Source organism: Pseudoduganella violacea (assembly GCF_014191875.1).
Lineage (GTDB): Bacteria > Pseudomonadota > Gammaproteobacteria > Burkholderiales > Burkholderiaceae_D > Rugamonas > Rugamonas violacea_A.
Window position 1 is genome coordinate 161,563 of record NZ_JACHXD010000009.1, and the last position, 18,385, is coordinate 179,947.

General features: G+C 65.6%; 12 protein-coding genes. 9 read left to right on the forward strand and 3 right to left on the reverse strand.

Features of this window, described 5'->3' with window-relative positions:
• Positions 1–228: 228 nt before the first annotated feature.
• The 6 genes from FHS03_RS16785 to FHS03_RS16810 all read left to right on the forward strand — a co-directional run bounded on the left by FHS03_RS16785 (position 229) and on the right by FHS03_RS16810 (position 7,891).
• Positions 229–1,602, forward strand: coding sequence for a hypothetical protein (locus FHS03_RS16785; RefSeq protein WP_229426255.1), 1,374 nt, complete (start codon positions 229–231; stop codon positions 1,600–1,602).
• Positions 1,595–2,320: a hypothetical protein gene (locus FHS03_RS16790; RefSeq protein ID WP_183442063.1), complete on the forward strand. Its 726-nt coding sequence runs from the start codon at positions 1,595–1,597 to the stop codon at positions 2,318–2,320. Before FHS03_RS16785 ends, FHS03_RS16790 begins: the two co-directional genes overlap by 8 nt.
• Positions 2,321–2,323: 3 nt before the next feature.
• Positions 2,324–5,149, forward strand: a complete 2,826-nt coding sequence (locus FHS03_RS16795) for an ATP-binding protein (RefSeq protein WP_183442064.1) — start codon at positions 2,324–2,326, stop codon at positions 5,147–5,149.
• Positions 5,150–5,243: 94 nt separating this feature from the next.
• Positions 5,244–5,777, forward strand: a complete 534-nt coding sequence (locus tag FHS03_RS16800; protein WP_183442065.1) for a GbsR/MarR family transcriptional regulator — start codon at positions 5,244–5,246, stop codon at positions 5,775–5,777.
• 3 nt (positions 5,778–5,780) lie between these two features.
• Positions 5,781–6,425 (forward strand): DUF4166 domain-containing protein, encoded by a 645-nt coding sequence (locus FHS03_RS16805; protein ID WP_183442066.1) that lies wholly within the window; start codon positions 5,781–5,783, stop codon positions 6,423–6,425.
• Positions 6,422–7,891, forward strand: a complete 1,470-nt coding sequence (locus FHS03_RS16810) for a TIGR01777 family oxidoreductase (protein WP_183442067.1) — start codon at positions 6,422–6,424, stop codon at positions 7,889–7,891. Before FHS03_RS16805 ends, FHS03_RS16810 begins: the two co-directional genes overlap by 4 nt.
• Position 7,892: 1 nt before the next feature.
• On the opposite strand, the gene FHS03_RS16815 is transcribed toward FHS03_RS16810, so the two are convergent.
• The gene (locus tag FHS03_RS16815; RefSeq protein WP_183442068.1) at positions 7,893–8,417 is read right to left on the reverse strand and encodes a hypothetical protein; all 525 of its coding nucleotides are present in this window, start codon (positions 8,415–8,417) and stop codon (positions 7,893–7,895) included.
• A gap of 130 nt (positions 8,418–8,547) precedes the next feature.
• On the opposite strand from FHS03_RS16815, the gene FHS03_RS16820 reads away from it, so the two are divergent.
• Positions 8,548–10,998: an alpha/beta hydrolase family protein gene (locus FHS03_RS16820; protein WP_183442069.1), complete on the forward strand. Its 2,451-nt coding sequence runs from the start codon at positions 8,548–8,550 to the stop codon at positions 10,996–10,998.
• Between the two features lie 64 nt (positions 10,999–11,062).
• Entirely contained in the window at positions 11,063–11,245 is a 183-nt protein-coding gene (locus FHS03_RS16825) for a hypothetical protein (RefSeq protein ID WP_183442070.1), read from the forward strand.
• Here the strand turns inward: FHS03_RS16825 and FHS03_RS16830 are convergent.
• Together FHS03_RS16830 and FHS03_RS16835 are read right to left on the reverse strand one after the other, a co-directional pair.
• Positions 11,242–15,651: a translocation/assembly module TamB domain-containing protein gene (locus FHS03_RS16830; protein ID WP_183442071.1), complete on the reverse strand. Its 4,410-nt coding sequence runs from the start codon at positions 15,649–15,651 to the stop codon at positions 11,242–11,244. The genes FHS03_RS16825 and FHS03_RS16830 overlap by 4 nt on opposite strands.
• A gap of 8 nt (positions 15,652–15,659) precedes the next feature.
• Positions 15,660–17,447 carry an autotransporter assembly complex protein TamA gene (locus tag FHS03_RS16835; protein WP_229426256.1) on the reverse strand — a complete coding sequence of 596 codons (1,788 nt, stop codon included), beginning with the start codon at positions 17,445–17,447 and terminating at the stop codon, positions 15,660–15,662.
• 124 nt (positions 17,448–17,571) lie between these two features.
• Here FHS03_RS16835 and queC point away from each other — a divergent pair, with 124 nt between their 5' ends.
• Positions 17,572–18,291 (forward strand): 7-cyano-7-deazaguanine synthase QueC, encoded by a 720-nt coding sequence (gene queC, locus FHS03_RS16840; protein WP_183442073.1) that lies wholly within the window; start codon positions 17,572–17,574, stop codon positions 18,289–18,291.
• Positions 18,292–18,385 lie beyond the last annotated feature (94 nt).

An 18,385-nucleotide genomic window follows, 5' to 3' on the forward strand; every position in this document is an offset into this window, starting at 1 on the left:
TCTCCCTCAACAAATGTCCACCCTGGTGTCAGGCGGGGCCGCCGAGGCACCGGAGGTGGACATTCCTTGAGAAAAATCAAAGAATGTCCGACCTTGGTGCCTGACACCAGGGTGGGACATTGTTTGATTTGGCGCAAAGGGGGGCGGTGGTAGCTGGTATACTGACGCCCCCGCGTAGTTTGTTGCTGATAGCAAACTTGCATGTCTGGGCCAGGATACCGGAGTACGATGATTGATATTATGGCAAGTGCAGCGTTGGCTGCCGATGCAAACCCGACCGAGCAGGAGCAAAATGCTGCCCTGCAAGCCCACTTCCAGCCCAATGTCTCGGTAGACGAGATTGAACAGGTCTTCCACCTGAAGCGCGCCCAGCCGCTGCTCCAGGTGTTTACGGCCCTGTTCCACGGCGGTTTCGAGGGTGTTTTGGTGCGCCTGCTCGTGTTGCGCGAGCTGGCCAACGATACCGCTTCGTCCGCGTTTTCGCGCGCCGACATCAATACCAAGCTGGCCTATATGCTGCCGGAGAGCCTGGAAACGGTGCTGATGCGCCTGCGCTCGAACCAGTTGCTGGCCTGGGATGCGCAACAGGCGGTCTACCGCGTGACGCCGATGGCGCGCAATGTGCTGTCGGCCATCGACAGCCTGCTGGGCCTGGGCCAGACCGAGGACCAGGCGGAAATGGGCTTCCTGCTGTCCCAGGTGGCCGGCGCCCAGGCCGTGGGCGGCGTCACCGTCGAGCAGTTGCAGCATTTGCTGGGCCGCCTGGTTGACCTGACCGAGGAATTCCGCGACGCCATCGCTTCCGGTTCCGAATTCCGTCTGCGCGCCTCGCAGGCGAAGTGGCACCTGGCGTGCGACTGGGTGGAGAAGGGCTCGGAAATCCTGCGCGCCATCACCTCGGACGAGCGGGCTGACGCGGCGACCCACCGCGCCGCCCAGGCCATCGGCCGCGCCCAGAGCCAGCTGCTGAATATGCAGGGCATGTTCTCGCGCGCCCTGAACCAGATCGAGCGCCAGCGCGTGCATCTGGGCCAGTCCGGCCTGTCCACCACCGATATCAAGCGCTGGCTGCTGGAGCACGAGGATCTGGCCTCGCTGGCCGAAGACGCCATCGACCAGCCGGCCAAGCCGCTGTTCATCACGCCCGCCGAGATGATCGACGTGGCCGAAACGGAACTGATGGCCGAACGCGCCGGCAATACCGGCGAGGGCGGCCTGCCGACCGGCCAGGACGCGCCGACCACGATTAACGATACGCCCGCCATGCAAAAAGAACTCGATGACTGGCTGGCCCGCCTGTCGGACTTCGCCAACCTGAATAACTTCCCCAGCGTCGCCGAGGGCGCGCCGAAAGAGATTCCGGTGCACGAATCGCTGCTGCCGGCCAGCTTCGCGGTCGCCTCTTACCGCGCCTCGCTGCTGCCGCTGTTGGGCGACGCGGCCGAGGCCAGCCTGCAGGGCGCAACCGCCGAACTGGCGCGCCTGCCTCTCACCTTCACGCCGACCGACACCATGGTCAAGCTGCCCGATCTCGAAATCGCGGCCATCTCCATGGCATCCCTCTCACTAGATCTGGAAGAAAGCGGCAAGGCCGATGAATGACGATTCCCAAATCCTGATTGCGCGCCTGTTGACGCATCAGACCCTGCGCCGCGACGACCGCCTGGTCAAGCGTGCCCTGTCCGACGAGCAGTTCCGCGTCGAGGTCGACGCGCGCCTGATGGCCTGCGGCCTGAAACTGCTGGACAATGTTTACGCCGACCACGTGACCCTGTGCCTGCACCGCGCCATCGAGCCGAAGGTGTTCGGCGCGCGCGACACCTGGCAGAACAATAATTTCGGCCTGGCGCGCGATGGCGTGGCCTTGCTGGTGGTGCTGTGGGCGCTGATCATCCTGCCCAAGCGCGAACGCCAGGAAACCCACCAGCACGCCGACGACGACCAGAACGATATGTTCGGCCAGGAGAAACCGGTGCCGCGCGCCGAGGACACTTCGATCGGCATCCCGTACAAGGCGCTGCTGGCCGACTTCGGCGACAAGTTGGGCAAGAAGACCCGTATGGACATGAACCTGGGCATCCTGTCCAAGCTCGGTTTCATCGAGCGCCGCGGCGACATCCTGGTGGAAGGTCCGCTGCTGGACCTGCTGATGGATACCGACCTGCTGAAGGAGCGCATCATCAACGGCGCCCTGGCCGACGTGTTCAAGCGCGTGCCGGACCAGGTGGTGCATATTCCGCGCGCCGTGCTGGCCGCCGCCAACGAAGCCGCCATGGAAGCCGAGGCTTCCGCGTCCACCGAACACCCGAATCAGGACTGATCCATGTTTCACATCAAATCGCTAGAGCTGGTCCACTGGGACTACTGGCAGCGCATCAAGAATATTCCGCTGGATGCGAAGATCATCACCATCGCCGGCCAGAACGGCTCGGGCAAGACCACCTTGCTCGACGCGCTGCGCACCCTGTTCGGCCTCGATTGCTCGATGGGCCGCACCTACAAGCACTACGCCCGCCACTCCGGCCAGCAGACCGCCTGGCTGCGCGCCGTGGTGGACAACCGCGCCGTCGGCAAGCAGCTGTCCAACCGTCCTTTCCGCGGCAGCGGCTTCTTTTCCGACGACGATGTGACCCTGTTCTGCCAGATCCAGAAGAATGGCGGCGACTGGAAGCGCCAGTACCTGATGCGTCCGGGGAATGTCGAAATCGAGGAAGTCACTGAAGCCAATGACTGGCTGGGCGTGGAAAACTACCGCAAGCGCCTGGCCAATGCCGGCCTGTCGCCGGCCATGGCCAAAGTATTGGCGCTGGAGCAGGGCGAAACCGACAAGCTGTGCGAATACGCGCCGCGCCAGTTGCTGGACCTGGTGTTCCAGGTCTTCGGCGACAAGGAAGTGCTGGACGCTTACGACGAAGCCAAGCGCCACCAGCGCGACACCGAGGAAGAGCTGAAACGCTTCGAGGCGGAGCTCGATGGTTCGCGCGCCAATCTGGAAGGCCTGCGCCTGCGCGTGGCCAATTACCACCAGTGGGAAGGTCTGCACAAGGAGCGCCGCAATCTGCAGGAGGAAGTGCTGCCGTCGCTGGAATACCACGAGGCGCGCGAGAAGGCCGGCAATATCGGCAAGCAGCTGCGCGAGGCGCGCAAGCCGATGGCACAGGCCGACCAGCAGTTGACCGACAAGCGCAATGAAGTGGCGCGCCAGGCCAAGGCGCTGACCGATGCGCAGCAGCAGGAAACGCTGCTGGAGCAGGAATCGACCGTGCTGCAAGGCCGCCTGTCGCAGATCAACGCCAAACTGAAGCCGCTGGACAGCCTGATCGAGCAGAAGAACCGTCTGCAGAAGCTGGCGGCCGAAGCGGGCGCCGATGTGGCCGACGTGGCGGCCCAGCTGGAAGCCAAGGAAGCCGAACTGGCCAAGCTGCGCACCGCGCGCGACGCCGTCTCGGCCCGCATCGCCAGCGACAAGACCACCATCTCGGCGCTGCAAGGCAAGACCGCGATGCCGGAGCCGGACAATGTGCGCGCCATGCGCCGTGCCCTGCGCGATGCGAATATCCCGCACGATATGCTGTCCGATATCGTGGAAGTGACCGATCCGAAATGGCAGGGCGCCGTCGAGGGCGTGCTGGGCGGCTATGCCTCCGTGGTGCTGCTGGAGAATGCCTCCGACGCGTCGGCCGCCTACCGCCTGGCCGAGAAGGAGCGCTATCGCCACTTCATCGTGCCGGAACTGGTGACGGCGCAGCAGGCCAAGAACGAGAGCCTGCTGTCGGTGGTGCGCTTTACCGCCAAGGCGCCGGTCTGGCTGATCGAACAGTTGGCGCGTATTACCCGCGTCGATTCGGTGGAAGACGGCGCCAAGCTCGGGAATATCGAGGAGTGGATCACGCCCGAGGCTTACCACCGCGAACGCCGCGGCGGCCGCTCCCTGTTCGTGGAAGCCTCGCGTTACCGCTTCGGTTCCGCCGGCCGCACCCAGCGTATGGATGCGATCCAGAAGAACCTGCCGTCGCTGGAAGCCGAGGAAGACAAATACACCCTGCAGATCAGCAAGCTGGTGTCTGAAACCAGCGCGCTGAAAGCCCGCGTGGCCGGCGTGGATGCGGTCAAGGAACTGAGCGCGCGCGCCGACGAATTCGACGAGGCGGCGCGCAACGCCGTGCCGCTGCGTGCCGAGCGCACCGAGGTCGGCGGCCGCCTGGGCGAGCTGCAAAGCCTGATGAAAAACGCCACTGTGGCGCGCACCCGCGCCGACACCACCTGGCAGAACGCCCGCATGGCGCTGTCGGAAGCGGAAGCGGGCATGCGCCTGAACTACAAACGCCAGCTGGAACAGCGCAGCGACCATGCGCGCGCCTTGCTGGCCCTGCGCCGCCAGTGGCGCCACTTGCCGGGCGAATGGCGCAAGCCGGCACGCCGCCAGGCGCTGGTGGCGCAGCACCAGAATGCCCACCAGGTCGATCTGCGTATCGCCAGCCTGCAAGCCAGCCTGGCGCGCGACGACTGGGAACTGGATGCGACCGTGATCGACCAGTATCAGCGCCTGAACGACCAGCTGTCCAACCGCAAGCAGGAAACCGAGGAGCGCCGCTACCAGAACAACCGCGCCATCGAGGCCACGGCCAATGCGCGCGGCGCCTACATCGAGCGTCTGCGCTACACCATCAAGGCCTACTCCAAGAACATCAAGGAGTTGGGCGAGCTGGCCAATATCGAGGTGCACGCCGATCCGGTCAAACTGGAAAACGACGACCTGCTGCTGTCGCAGGCTGGCCTGCATGTGCGCTTCAAGTTCGACGGCAAAGGCCCGATCGGCATGAACGACGGCGAAGCGTCCGGCGGCCAGCAGGTGATGAAATCCCTGGTGCTGCTGATTGGCCTGCTGAAATCCGAAGACGGTTCCGGCGGCTTCGTGTTCATCGACGAACCGTTCGCCCACTTGGATATCCGCAATATCCAGCTGGTCGGCGAGTTCCTGAAGAACACCGACGCCCAGTACCTGATGACGACGCCGCTGACCCATAATACCGACGTATACGACCCTTCCGAGCTGACCCTGATCACCAGCAAGAAGAAGAAAGACACGCAGTGGGCGCAGCCGATCTTCGTGCTGCAGCGCCGCCAGAGCGAGCAGGCCGCCGCCTGATCCGGCGCCTCCTCCAGAAAACCGGTGCTTGACACCGGTTTTCTTTTGGTCTTTAATTTCCGTAACGACAGAAATTAAAGAATCGAGGGAAATCATGGAGCTCAGCCCAACCGAACAGAAATACATCCTGCACTGGGGCGAGATGGGCACGCGCTGGGGCGTGAACCGCACCGTGGCGCAGATTCATGCCCTGCTGTTCCTGGCCAATGAGCCGCTGAACGCGGAGGAGATCGCGCTCACCCTGACGGTGGCGCGCTCGAATGTCAGCAACAGCCTGAAAGAGCTGCAAAGCTGGGGCTTGGTGCGGGTGACGCATGTGATGGGCGACCGGCGCGACCATTTCCTGGCCCTGCACGATGTCTGGGAAATCTTCCGCGTCATCATGGAGGAGCGCAAGCGGCGCGAGATCGATCCCACGCTCAGCGTGCTGCGCGAATGCGCGATCGAGGCCGAGGACGATAAAAAAATCTCGCCCGCCACGCGCCAGCGCATGGGCGAGGTGCTGGGCTTCCTGGAGATGCTGGGCGACAGCTATGAGGATTACAAGCGCCTGCCGCAGCCGCTGTTGAAGCGCTTCCTGAAGATGGGCGGCAAGGTGGCCCGCCTGCTCGGCAAGGAAGGGAAATAGGCCATGGACAGCGCTAGCGTCCCGCGTGGCGAGGGGGAGCTGTTCCGCAAGATACTCGGTGCGGAATGGGGCAAGCTGCACCCGGATATCCAGCGCCGCTTCGACAAGAATCCCGCGCCTGGCAAGCCGCTGCGCTATGCCGGCAGCTTGAGCGAGCTGCGTTCCTCGGTTTTCGGCAAGCTGCTGGGATTCCTGTCCGGTCCCTTGATCGAGGGCGCCCTGATTCCCTACGACGACTTCGATTTCCCGGTCGATATCGAAGTTTATTCCAAGCCCGGCTGCCCATATATCTTCAAGCAGCGCATCTACCGCCTGCGCCGGCATAAGCCGGTCCGCTTCACCTCGTATATGGCGGAAAGCGAGAAGGGCGAGGTGCTGGAGTATGTGGGCCTGGGGCTGGGCATGAAGCTGCTGCTGCGGGTCGAGGATGGCAATCTGCATTTCACCAGCGACGGCTATTTCTGGCAGATCCTGGGCTGGCGCGTGCCCTTGCCTGACCTGCTCACGCCGGGCAAGACTTTCCTTTGCCACCGCAACGAGGCGCCGAACCGCTTCAATATCCGCATCGAGATCCGGCACATCCTGTTCGGCACCAGCTTCGTGCAGGCCGGCGTGTTTTACGAAAAAACCGAAGGAGGGCAGGCATGAATACGCATTTGCTGGCTTTGCAGCTGATGGCGCTGCAGGGCTGTCTCGGGGCTTTCGATACGCTCTACCACCATGAGCTGAGCGAGGCGCTGCCGCAGCGCGTGACGGCACGCCTGGAGCTGTCGATCCACGCCGCGCGCTCCCTGATCTACAGCCTGTTGTTCGCCGGCCTGGCATTCTGGACCTGGCAGGGCGCCTGGGCCTGGGTGCTGCTTGGCCTGTTCATAGTCGAAATCGTGCTGACCTTGTGGGACTTCGTGATCGAAGACCGCAGCCGCCTGCTGCCCGCCACCGAGCGCGTGACGCATACTGTGCTGGCGGTGAATGGTGGTGCCTTCATCGCCCTGCTGGCAATGAATATGCCGCAATGGCAGGCCGCCGAAACCGGACTGGCTTATACGCCGCATGGCGGCCTGGGTATCTTCCTTGCCTTGTGCGGCGTGGGCGTTGGCCTCTCCGGCTGGCGCGATGCGCTGGCGGCGCGCCGCTTGTGGCGCCTGGCCGCCGAGGATGAGGCGGGCGCGGAAGAGACGCTGCGCTTCGGCAGCGGCGCCAAACGCTTCCTGCTGACGGGCGGCACCGGCTTTATCGGCCAGTTGCTGGTGCATGCCCTGCTGCGCGACGGTCATGAAGTGATCCTGTTGGCGCGCAATCCAAGGCAGGCGGCATGGACCTTCGATGGCCGCGTCAGTTGCGTGGCGTCGCTGGACGAGCTGCCAGCCGCGCGCCGCGTCGATATCGTCGTCAACCTGGCTGGCGCCAGCATTTTGGGCTGGCCCTGGACGGCGGCGCGGCGCGCCGCATTGCGCCGCAGCCGCGTGGCGTTGACGGAAAACCTGGTGGCCTGGATGGCGCGCGCGGAACATAAGCCTGGCCTGCTGCTGTCGGCGTCCGCCATCGGCTACTACGGCCGGCAAGCTCTGGATGACAGGTCGGAATTGAACGAGGATGCGGCGCCGCAGGATATCTTCATGTCGCGCCTGTGCAGCGAATGGGAGCAGGCCGCGCGCGGCGCCGAAGCGCATGGCGTGACGGTGGTCCGCATGCGCTTTGCCCTGGTGCTGGGTCAGCGCGGCGCCCTGCCCATGTTGCTGCTGCCGGTGCGCCTGGGGCTGGGCGGACGGTTGGGCAGCGGACGGCAGACCATGGCCTGGATTCATGTGCGGGATCTGCTGGCCGGCGTCGCCCACCTATGTCGTCAGCATGAGCGGGGAGGGCTGGCCAACGGCGCTTTCAATTTCGCCGCGCCGGAATCGCTGCCGCAGCTTGAATTCAGCCGGACGGCGGCGCGCCTGGCGCACCGTCCCTGCCTGTTGCCGCTACCGGCCTGGCCGCTGCGCCTGCTGCTGGGCGAGCAAACCGACTTGCTGCTGGAAGGTCAGCGCGCGGTGCCGCAGCGTTTGCATGCCAGCGGCTTCCGCTTCCGCTATCCCGGCCTGCAAGGCGCGCTGGCCAGCTTGATGTGATTTACTCGGCGTCCGGCAGCGGCTTTTGCGTGCGGCGCCAGCGCAGCAGGCCGGCGGAGAAGACGCCGATGAAGCCCAGCATCAGGCCGAAGGCGATGGCCCTGGCCGGCGCGCGCATCAGCGTCACTTGCGACATCGCTTGCGGGATGGCGGCGCGGCTGTTCATATACAGCTCGACGCCGATCGACAGCACGGCCGCCGCGAACAGCAGGCAGACCAGCATGCCGAAGCGCGGATAGGGCGTGAAATAGAAGCGCAGGCCGCGATTTTCGAAGCGCGTGCGTTTCAGGCTGAATGCGGCGAGCCAGCCGCCGCCGAGGGCGCCCGCCGCCAGGAAGGAGATGGCGCCGGTATCGGGCAGCATGGCGAAGCCCAGGGCCAGCAGCAGCGCGCCGCAGACCGCCACGCCCATGACATGGCGCCAGGCCAGCGATTCCTGCCGCCTGAAGATCTGTTTCAGCCGCAGATAGATGCGCCATACCAGCAGGGGAATCAGGATGAGCAGGGCAAGAGTGGTCAGTTCCATGTAGGCGGTCGCGGAAATCGGCAAAAACAGGATTGTACAGGGATCGGCTTTGTAACTTTATGTGATTGACATTTGGCAGTCGCTTGCCCAAACTCGTCCGTTCCTTTCCAAAATGAATGAACGGAGCACCATGACTTCTCGTACTTCCCCGCTGCTGGCCATGGGCCTGATCGCCGCCGCGCCGCTGGCCGGCGCGCAGACCGCGTATCAAACGCCGCCCGCCGCCCTGCAAGCCATTGTCGACGCGCCGCGTCCGCCTCAGCTGAAACTGAGCCCGAAACGCAATCTGGCCGCCATGATCGCCACGCCGGCCCTGCCGGGCATCGCCGAAGTGGCCCAGCCCGAGCTGAAGCTGGCCGGCCTGCGCATCCATCCGCGCAGCTATTCCAGCAGCCGTTTTAACTTCGGTTCCGGCCTGACCCTGCTCGACATCGACACGCAGAAGGAAGTACAGATCGCCGGCCTGCCGCAACATCTGCGCCTGGCGGAAATGGCTTGGTCGCCCGACCAGCGCTATCTGGCCTTCACCCACCTGGGCAAGGACGATGGCGTAGGCAAGGCTGCCGGCATGGAACTGTGGCTGGTGGACGTGGCCGCGCGCAGCGCGAAGAAGCTGTTGAACCAGCCGCTCAACACCGTGATGGACAAGGGCTTCCATTGGCTGCCCGACAACAAGGGCTTGCTGGTGCAGTTGAAACCGGCCGGCAACCACGTGCCGCCTGCCGGCGCGGGCATCCCGACCGGTCCCGCCACCCAGGATAGCGCGCCCGGCGGCGCCAAGCAGCTGCGCACCTACCAGGATCTGCTGAAGAACGAGGCCGACGCCAAGCTGTTCGAACACTACATCACCGTGCAACTGGCGACCGTGGACTTGAACGGCAAGACCAAATTGATCGGTAAGCCGGAGCAGTTCTCCGAAGTGCATATTTCGCCCGACGGCAAACACTTGCTGACCGAAGTGCTGGAGCGTCCTTATTCCTACCTGGTGCCGGCCAACGATTTCGCCAAGCGCGTCGAAGTGCGCGCGCTGGACGGCAAGGTCGAACACACCGTCGCCAAACTGCCTTTGCAGGAAGGTCTGCCACCGGGTAATGACGCGGTGCCGACCGGCGTGCGTCACCCGAGCTGGCGCGCCGACGCGCCAGCCACCCTGGTCTGGGCTGAAGCCCAGGACGGCGGCGACCCGGCGCAGAAAGCCGAGATCCGCGACGCCGTGTATATGCAGGCCGCGCCGTTCAATACCGCACCGCGCCTGCTGGCGAAACTGGGCAGCCGCTATGCCGGCATCGTCTGGGGCCGTGGCGACGTTGCCTTGCTCAATGAACGCTGGTGGAAGACCCGCGCCGCCAAGCAGTGGAAGATTGCGCCCGACCAGGCCGCGAGCGCGCCGGAGCTGGTCTGGTCCGGTTCTTCGGAAGACCGCTACAACGATCCGGGCAAGCCTGTGACCCGTGCCGACGCGGCCGGCCATGCGCGCCTGGTGCTGGGTGCCGACAACACCATCCTGCTGGCAGGCGCCGGCGCCACGGAGGAAGGCGAACGTCCCTTCGTCGATCGCTTCAGCCTGAACACCAAGAAGAAGGAACGCCTGTTCCAGAGCGAAGCGCCGTACTACGAGAACGTGCTGGCGGTGCTGAACGACGACGGCAGCCGCCTGCTGTCGACGCGCGAATCGCCGAGCGAGCGTCCGAATATCTATCTGCGCCAGCTGGGCGCGGGCAGCGCCGCGCAACTGACGGCCCTGACCCATATGCCGCATCCGCTGCCGCAACTGAAGGATGTGAAGAAAGAGCAGATCCGCTACAAGCGCGCCGACGGCGTGGACCTGACCGCCAATCTGATGCTGCCGCCGAACTACGACGTCAAGCGCGACGGGCCGCTGCCGCTGCTGATGTGGGCTTACCCGCAGGAGTTCAAGTCGGCCAGCGCCGCCAGCCAGACCACCGGCTCGCCGTATAAATTCAACGCCATCAGCTATTGGGGGCCGGCCGCCTTCCTCGCCATGGGTTATGCGGTGCTGGACAATCCATCCTTCCCGATCGTGGGCAAGGGCGATGAAGAGCCGAACGACACTTATCTGCCGCAGCTGGTGGCCGACGCCGAGGCGGCGGTGGACGAGGTGGTGCGGCGCGGCGTGGCCGAGCGCCACCGCATTGCCATCGGCGGCCACTCCTATGGCGCCTTCATGACCGCCAACCTGCTGGCCCATACCCGCCTGTTCCGCGCCGGCATTGCGCGCAGCGGCGCGTACAACCGCACCTTGACCCCGTTCGGCTTCCAGTCGGAAGACCGGCCGTTCTGGAAGGCGCAGTCCACCTACCAGACCATGTCGCCTTTCAATAACGCCGACAAGATCAAGGATGCGCTGATGCTGATCCACGGTGAACAGGACAATAACTCCGGCACCTTCCCGATCCAGAGCGAGCGCATGTTCCAGGCTGTCAAAGGCCTGGGCGGCACGGCAAGACTGGTGATGCTGCCGAACGAATCGCACGCTTACCGCGCGCGCGAATCGATCATGCACATGCTGTATGAATCCAACCAGTGGCTGGACAAGTACGTCAAGAACGCCAAGCCCTGAACAGGCGCGTAGAATAAGGGTTCATGCAGCTTTGCTTAGGTAACTATTTTTACCGGAGTCGAACATGAACCCTTTCAGCAATCCCGCGTACCGGGTGCACCGCGCGCCCGATCTGCCGGTGCCGGTGGATGAGCCGCAGCCCGAGCCGCAGCCCGTCCACCCCCACCATCCAAACGTGCCCGTCCCGCAGGACGATCCGGTGCCCGACCATAATCCCAGCGCGCCGCGCGCCATGCTCCGGCTTTAGTCGAAGGCCCAGGTATACAGCACGTCGAGCGCGTTGTTGGTGCCGGTCTGGAATTGCAGGGTGATGCGCGAATTGAGTTTGTAGCGCAGCTTGACCAGGCTGGTGGCGCTGCCCGTGCCTTGCTCAAAGCTGAGGTAAGCGCGCGAGGACAGCCGTTTGCCGACCGTGACCACTGTGCTTTCCAGCCCCTTGGCCTGCGACACGCCCAACTCGTCCAGACCGACCTTGTTGGCCAGGCTGCCGCCGCTGCCGCCGAATAGCGCGCCCGCTGCGGTGCCGAGCAAGCCCATTTCATTGCCCGCCACATCGGCCATGCCGTGGCCCAGCACCAGCCAGGACAGCTTCTCGCTGTCCGGCACCGTGGGCGTGGAAACCAGCTTGGCCGATGGCGCCAGCGCCGTGCCGCGCACTTCGACGCCCGCTTCCACATTGCTTTCGCTGAGCTGACTGTCTTCGGGACGCTTGCGCACAGCCAGGATATTCAGCCCCGGATTGTCGTAAGCGCCGGTGAAGTTGATCACGCCGCGCTCGATGGCCAGGCGCTGGCCGTAGGCGGCATAGGTGCCGCTGGCCACGCGGATGCTGCCGTTCACGCGCGGTGCGCGGCGGTCCTGTATGCGCACCCGCACGGCGCCGGCCAGTTGCGCGTCCAGGCCTTTCCCTTTCAGATGGAAGTTGTCGCCCAGGTCCGCTTCCAGGTCCACGTTCAGCGGCAGCGATTTGCCGTCGGCTTTCGGCGCCGGCTTGTTGCGGCCGAGGATCACCACGTCCTCGCTGATGGTGGGTGTGTCCTGCGAAGGCAGTTCGATCGAGGCGCGGTCGGCGCGGAACTTGCCATCGAGCTGGAAGTGCTTGGCGTCGCGCACCAGGGTGCTGGAACCGCTCAGCACCAGGGTGCGGTCGGGACGGGCCAGCACTTCAAGCTTGTCGGCCGCCAGCTTGAGCTGCATGGTCGCTTCGGCATTGGCGAAACGCAGCCAGCCGTCGGCCTGGGCGCTGCCTTGCACGCCTTCGAAGCGCAGGCGCTGCAACTGCAGCTGGTCGCCCGCCAACTGCGCCTGCAACTGGCCGTTGCGCAGGCGGATGCCTTGTTCGGCCCAGTTCACCACCAGCTTGTCGCCGCTGACGCTGCCGTTCAGCGTCGGCGCGCCGACCGTGCCGCCGCCGCTGAAATTGGCTTTCAGCGCGCCGTCCAGCTCCAGGCTCGGGATGCCGACCAGGGGCGCCAGCCAGGCCAGCGAAGGCATGTCCACATTGCCGCTCAGGGTCAGCGCGCTGTCGTGCGGGATGCGGCCGTCGCGCAACTGGGCGGTGGCGTCGGCGCTGGCCTTGCCGGCGCGCGCGCCATCGAGCAGCAGCTGGGCGCGCAGCTGATTGCCTGCCACATTGAGGCGGGTATCGAGCTGGCGCAGGCCAAGGGCCACCGGCTTGTCGCCGCCGGTGACGGTGATGTCGCCCTTCTCGCGGAAGATATGCAGGCTGCCGTCGAGGGCCGGAGTCGCACCCTTGGCGGCGGGCGCCTGCATGTCCAGCGCCCAGTCGGCGCCGATGGTTAGGTCGCTGATGATGCTGTCGCGCCAGGCCTGCGACATCTGCGCCAGATAGCTGGCTGGCACGCCGGCCGCCGCGCCGCGGCTGCGCCAGTGGGCGCCATTCTTCTCCAGGTTCTCGATGCGCACGCTGCCGTCGGGCAGCTTGATCACGGCGTTGGACAGGGCGATCTGTTCTGGCTTGGCCAGTCCGGCCGGTCCGCTGCCCGGCGCGGCGGCCAGGCGCAGCGGCGCCGGCGCTTGCAGCGTGAGCGCGTAACGGCCCTTGTTCTGCAAGGCTTCCAGCGTGCCGTTCCAGGCATCTTTGGCCCAGCCGCCGCGCAGGCGCAGGCTGGCGTCGAAGTCCTGGCTGACGGCGCTCAATTGCAGGCTGTGCGCACCGACCGTGCCGCTGCTTTGCAGGCGGGCGCGGTCCACCGTCGTTCCGGCTGCGCTGTAGCCGGTGATTTCGGCATCGACCGCCAGCGCGTCATTGGCTTCCATGCCGCCCAGATTGGCGCTGGCACGCAGGGCTTTCAATTGCTGCTGGCCGGGCAGGCGCAGGCTGGAGCCATCGAGACTGAAGGCGAGGGCGGGGCGCGCCACGCTGCCGCTCAAGGTGCCACCGCCGCGCAACTGGCCGCCGAAGTCGGGGCCGAGGCTGGAGAGCTGGGGGGCGTCGAGTTTCCATTCCAGCCTGTCCTTTGCGCCACCAAAGCCGCCCTTGGCTTGCAGGGCGTTCGGTCCCAGGTGTAGGTCGAGGTCGGCGTTGTCGATGCGGGCCGCGTCGGCTGTCAGATGCGCATGGCCGGACAGCGGCGCGCCGGACAAGGTGGAGGGCTGCAGTTTCAGATCGAGCTTGCCGCGCCAGTCTTCCGCCAGTCTTCCGCTGGCGCTGAATTCCGCCCCGATGCTGCCGCTCATGCCGACGCCGAAAGCGGCCGGATTGAAGCGGCTAGCATTGCCCGCTACTTTCAGTTCGGGCTTGCGCTGGGCATCGAGTCCCACTTCGCCGCTGGCGTGCAGCAGGCTATCCGGCGCGCGCTGCTTGGCCGTGGACAGCGCCAGGCCGCGCGCATCGGCCGTGAAGGTGGAACGCGGCGCGGTGAAGCTGCCGCTGGCGACGCCGCTGGCATTTACGGCGCCCAGCAGGCTGCCGCTGACGACGGCCAGTTGCGGCGCATCGAGCTTCCAGTTCAGGCTATCGTTCGGCGCGCCGAAGCTGCCGCGTACTTCCGCCATATTCTTGCCCAGCGCCAGGCGCGCATCGACGGCGTGCACGCGCTGTGCGTCGGCCTGCAGCTTGCCCGCGCCGGACAGGGGTTGACCCAACAGGCGGCTTGGCTTGAAGGCGAAATCGGCGGCCACCTGCCAGGCCGGTTCCAGCTTGCCGCTGGCGCGCACCTCGGCATTCAGGTCGGCGGCCGGATAGCTGCCCAGCGCCGCAGGATCGAAGCGCGACGCCGAGGCCGTGGCCTTGAAGGCTTTGCCGTCTTTCAGGCTGGCTTCGCCGCTGGCGCTGATGCTGCCCTGTTTCGCCAGCAGGCGCAGTTGCTGCACGCGCAGCAGCTGGTCGGCCAGCGTGGCTTGCGCGTCGAGGCGCAGGCCGGCTTGCGCCAGCGCGGCGCTGAACAGATGCTGCTTGCCGTCGCTATGCGCTTTGAGTTCGCCGGCAATGGCCGTCTTGTTGGCGCTGGCGTGGATGGCGCTCAGGTCGAGACGCTCGGTGTGCAGGCGGAAGTCGGCCACTTCGATGGCGTTGCTGTCGGCATTGCGCTGCACGCTGCCGTTGCCCTGGAGCTTGCCAGCCGCGCCGAGATCGATCAGCACCTCGTCCAGCTTGGTTTGCGCCAGCGTGCCGCCGAGGCGCGCGCCGACGCTGCGCAGCGGCAGGCGCTGCCTGTCCAGCGGGCCGGACTCGCCCTGGTTCATCAGCGCCAGGCTGCCGGACAATTTTTGTCCCGGCGCCACCGCCGCCTGCAGATGCAGATTCAGGTCGGCCTTCGGCCACAGCGGATCGAAGCGGGCCGGATCGACGCCGCGCGCCTTGACCTCGGCCGTGCGCAGGATCACCGGATCGAAGGGCGCCAGCGTCAACGTGGCGTCGCCATTCGCGTTCGGCGAGCTGCCCTTGGCCTGCACCGTCAGCAGCTCAAGATTACCGCCGACGGTGGCGTCCAGCCGCGCGGGTTTCACGCCGGCCGGTGCGCCGGTCTGGCTCAGGCTCGCCTGGCCGCTCAGCGCGAACGGCGCTTGCGTGGCGATGCTGGCTTGCGCATCGACGCGGCCGATCTGCGTCAGCGCGCTGGCGTTCTTGAGCTGCCACTGTTTGCCGTCGCCCTGCAATTGCAGGCGCACGGCGCTGATGTCGTTGCGGCTATTGTCCGCGCCGAGCAGGGTCAGACGCTGCAGGCGCGCGTCGGCGATGCTGAGGCGGAAAGGCGGCGCCAGCGAGGTGGGCATGGTGGCCGGCTTGGAGGGGCCGATGCTGCGCACCGTCACGCCTTCCACATGCAGCTCGCTGATCGCAATGCCTTCCGAGAAGTACTGCAGGGGCGACCAGTCGATGTCGATATTGTCGGCCGTGACGATGCTGTCTTCGCTGCGGTAGACGATGTGGCCCAGGTGCATGCGCCCATACAGCGAGCCGCTGACGCCGCTGACCACGATCTGGCCGCCGCTGGCGCTGGCGATCTGCTGCATCAGGCGCTGCAAGGTGGTTTCGCGGCCCAGCAGCCACAGGGCGCCGCCCAGCACCACCACGGTGGCGCCGGCGCCGACCAGGGTGCGGCGCAGCCAGCGCCGCTGCGCGCGCGTGGCGGGCGCGCCGTCCGGCTGCGAGGATGGCGCGGAAGGAGGGTTCTTGCTATCGTCCATATCAGCCATCAGAAAGTAAAGCCCAGCGAGAAGTGGATGCGCATCTTGCGCGTCGCGTGGCCGTAGGCGAAATCGACATTGATCGGACCGACCGGACTCTTATAGCGTACGCCGACGCCATAGCCGGATTTGGGGTGGATCGATTTCGGCGAGTCGGCCGCATTGCCCGCGTCGTAGAAGACGGCGCCGCCCCAGGCGGGCTTGACCCAGTACTGGTATTCGGCGCTGGCGGTGGCCAGATAGCGCCCGCCCACGGTGGCCTCGCCTTCGCGCACGCCCAGTTCCTGGTAGGCGTAGCCGCGCACCGAGTTGTCGCCGCCGGCGCGGAACAGGAAGGTGGTCGGCACACCATCCTTCTTGCGCGAAGCGAGCACGCCCACTTCGCCGCGTAGGATGATGCTGCTCTTGCTGTTGAGCGGGAGGTAGGTGATGCCGCGCACGGTGCTGCGGATGAACGGTTCGTCCGTCAGCAGCGGCAGCAGGGCGCCGCCCAGTTGCGCGTTCAGCACATAGCCCTTGCTCGGGAACAGCAGATTGTCCAGCTTGCGCCAGGTGACGGCATAGGTCAGCGGCAAACTCTGGCTGCGGCTGGTGGGAATGCGGTCGATCGATTTCGATTCGGTCAGGTACTGCAGGCTGATGCTGCGCTCCAGCCTTGGCGTGCCCCAGGCGCGCTTGCCCTGCACGGACGCGGTGCGCGTGATCTCGCCCTGGATGTCATTGCGCTCGATGGCCGCGCCGAAGCTGTCGTTATAGCCGTCGGCCGTGGTGGGGAAGTAGAAATCGGTGCGCGCCGTCTGGCGCTTGGTTTCCAGTGTCAGCGCGCTTTTCATCTTCAGGCCGAAGACCGACAGGTCGTCGTAGTTGACCTGGGTACGGGCGCCGGTATTGGTGCTGAAACCCAGACCCACGCTGGCGTTGCGGCGCTTGTTCTCGCTCACGCGCACCAGCAGCGGCAAGGGCGCCATGGCGCTGGCGGCCGTGGCTTGGGGCTGGCCTTCCTGGCGCGCTTCGGCCGCTTCCAGCTGTTCGCCGATCACGGCCGACATGTCGGCGCTCACTTCCACGCCGCTGAAATAGCCGGTGTCCTGCAGGCGCGCCTGGTAGGCTTGCAGCGCCGCCTCGTTGTAATAGTCGCCGGGACGGATCTGGTTCAGGTTGCGCACCACCGATTCCGGATAGCGGCGCAAGCCTTCGATGCGCAATTCGCCGAAACGCATTTCCGGGCCGCTGTCGAGCACCAGATGCAGCAGCACCTTGTGCGTGTCGGGATCGACGGTGGCCTGGCTTTCGCTGAGCTGGGCGCGCGGATAGCGGGTCTGCATCAGCTGGCGCAGGATGCCGCGCTTGGCCGTTTCCCACTCGTCCTGGCGGAAGACGGCGCCTTCGGGCAGGCTCCAGCCGGCCTTCAGCGCGTCCTTGTCGAAGGCCTCGCCGCCGCTGCTGGCAAACCCTTCGAGCACGATTTCGACTTCGCCCACGCGCACCGGTTCGCCCGGCTGCACCTCGACCACCACCGTCGGCGTGGCGTCCGGCGTGTCGACGCGCACGCTCAGTACGGGCGAGTAGTAGCCGGCCGTGGCGACCAGGGTGCGGATCTGTTCGGGCGCCGTGCGCACCAGGCGCTGCAGCTGGTCGCGGTCCATGCGCGCATTGCCGCGGAAACGCAGCAAGTCCAGGTTCTGCTCCAGCAGCGTTTCCAGCTCGCCGGGCGCCTGGATGCGCACATTGTAGTGCAGCCCCTCGGCCGCCCAGGCGGCCAGCGGGAGAACCAGCGCGGCCGCGGCCAGCGCCATGCGCCGCAATACATTTCTCGCTACTTGTGCCAAAATTCGTGGTCCTGCCTTAATGTTCATGTCCACATGTTACCGGATTGGTACAGTGGATGGCGTCCCTGATAAGATTTACAGAAAGTTTCATATGTTAGCAACTGATACCGCACTGGTGCTGTTTAGCGGCGGCCAGGATTCCACCACCTGCCTGGCCTGGGCGCTGCAACGCTACCAGCGCGTGGAAACCATCGGCTTCGACTACGGCCAGCGCCACGCCATCGAACTGACCGTGCGTCCGTCCTTGCTGGAACAACTGCGCGCCCACAAGCCGCAATGGGCGCAGCGCCTGGGCGAAGACCATATGATCGACCTGTCCCTGATCTCGGCCCTGTCGCAGACGGCCATGACCGAGGACATCGAAATCGTCATGCAGGAAAATGGCTTGCCGAACACCTTCGTCCCCGGCCGCAACCTGCTGTTCATGACCGTGGCCGCCACCCTGGCTTACCGTCGCGGCCTGACGGTGCTGGTGGGCGGCATGTGCGAGACCGATTTCTCCGGCTATCCCGACTGCCGCGACGACACCATGAAAGCGTTGCAAGTGGCGCTCAACCTGGGCATGGATACCCGCCTCAAGCTGGAAACCCCGCTGATGTGGCTGGACAAGTCCCAGACCTGGGAACTGGCGCAGTCGCTCGGCGGCGTCGGCCTGGTCGATATGATCCGCGCCTCTACCCATACCTGCTACAAGGGCGAGCGCGGCGCCCTGCACGACTGGGGCTATGGTTGCGGCGCCTGCCCGGCCTGCGAGTTGCGCGCGCGTGGCTACCGCCAGTTCGCGGCGGCGGCCGCCAACAAGCCGGCCTGAGGCGGCCTGGCAATACCGAAGAGACTGACAATCGTTTTGCTAGTTTCCATTGGCTTTGCACATAGTGCATGCGGTATTTCCCACAGCACATAAT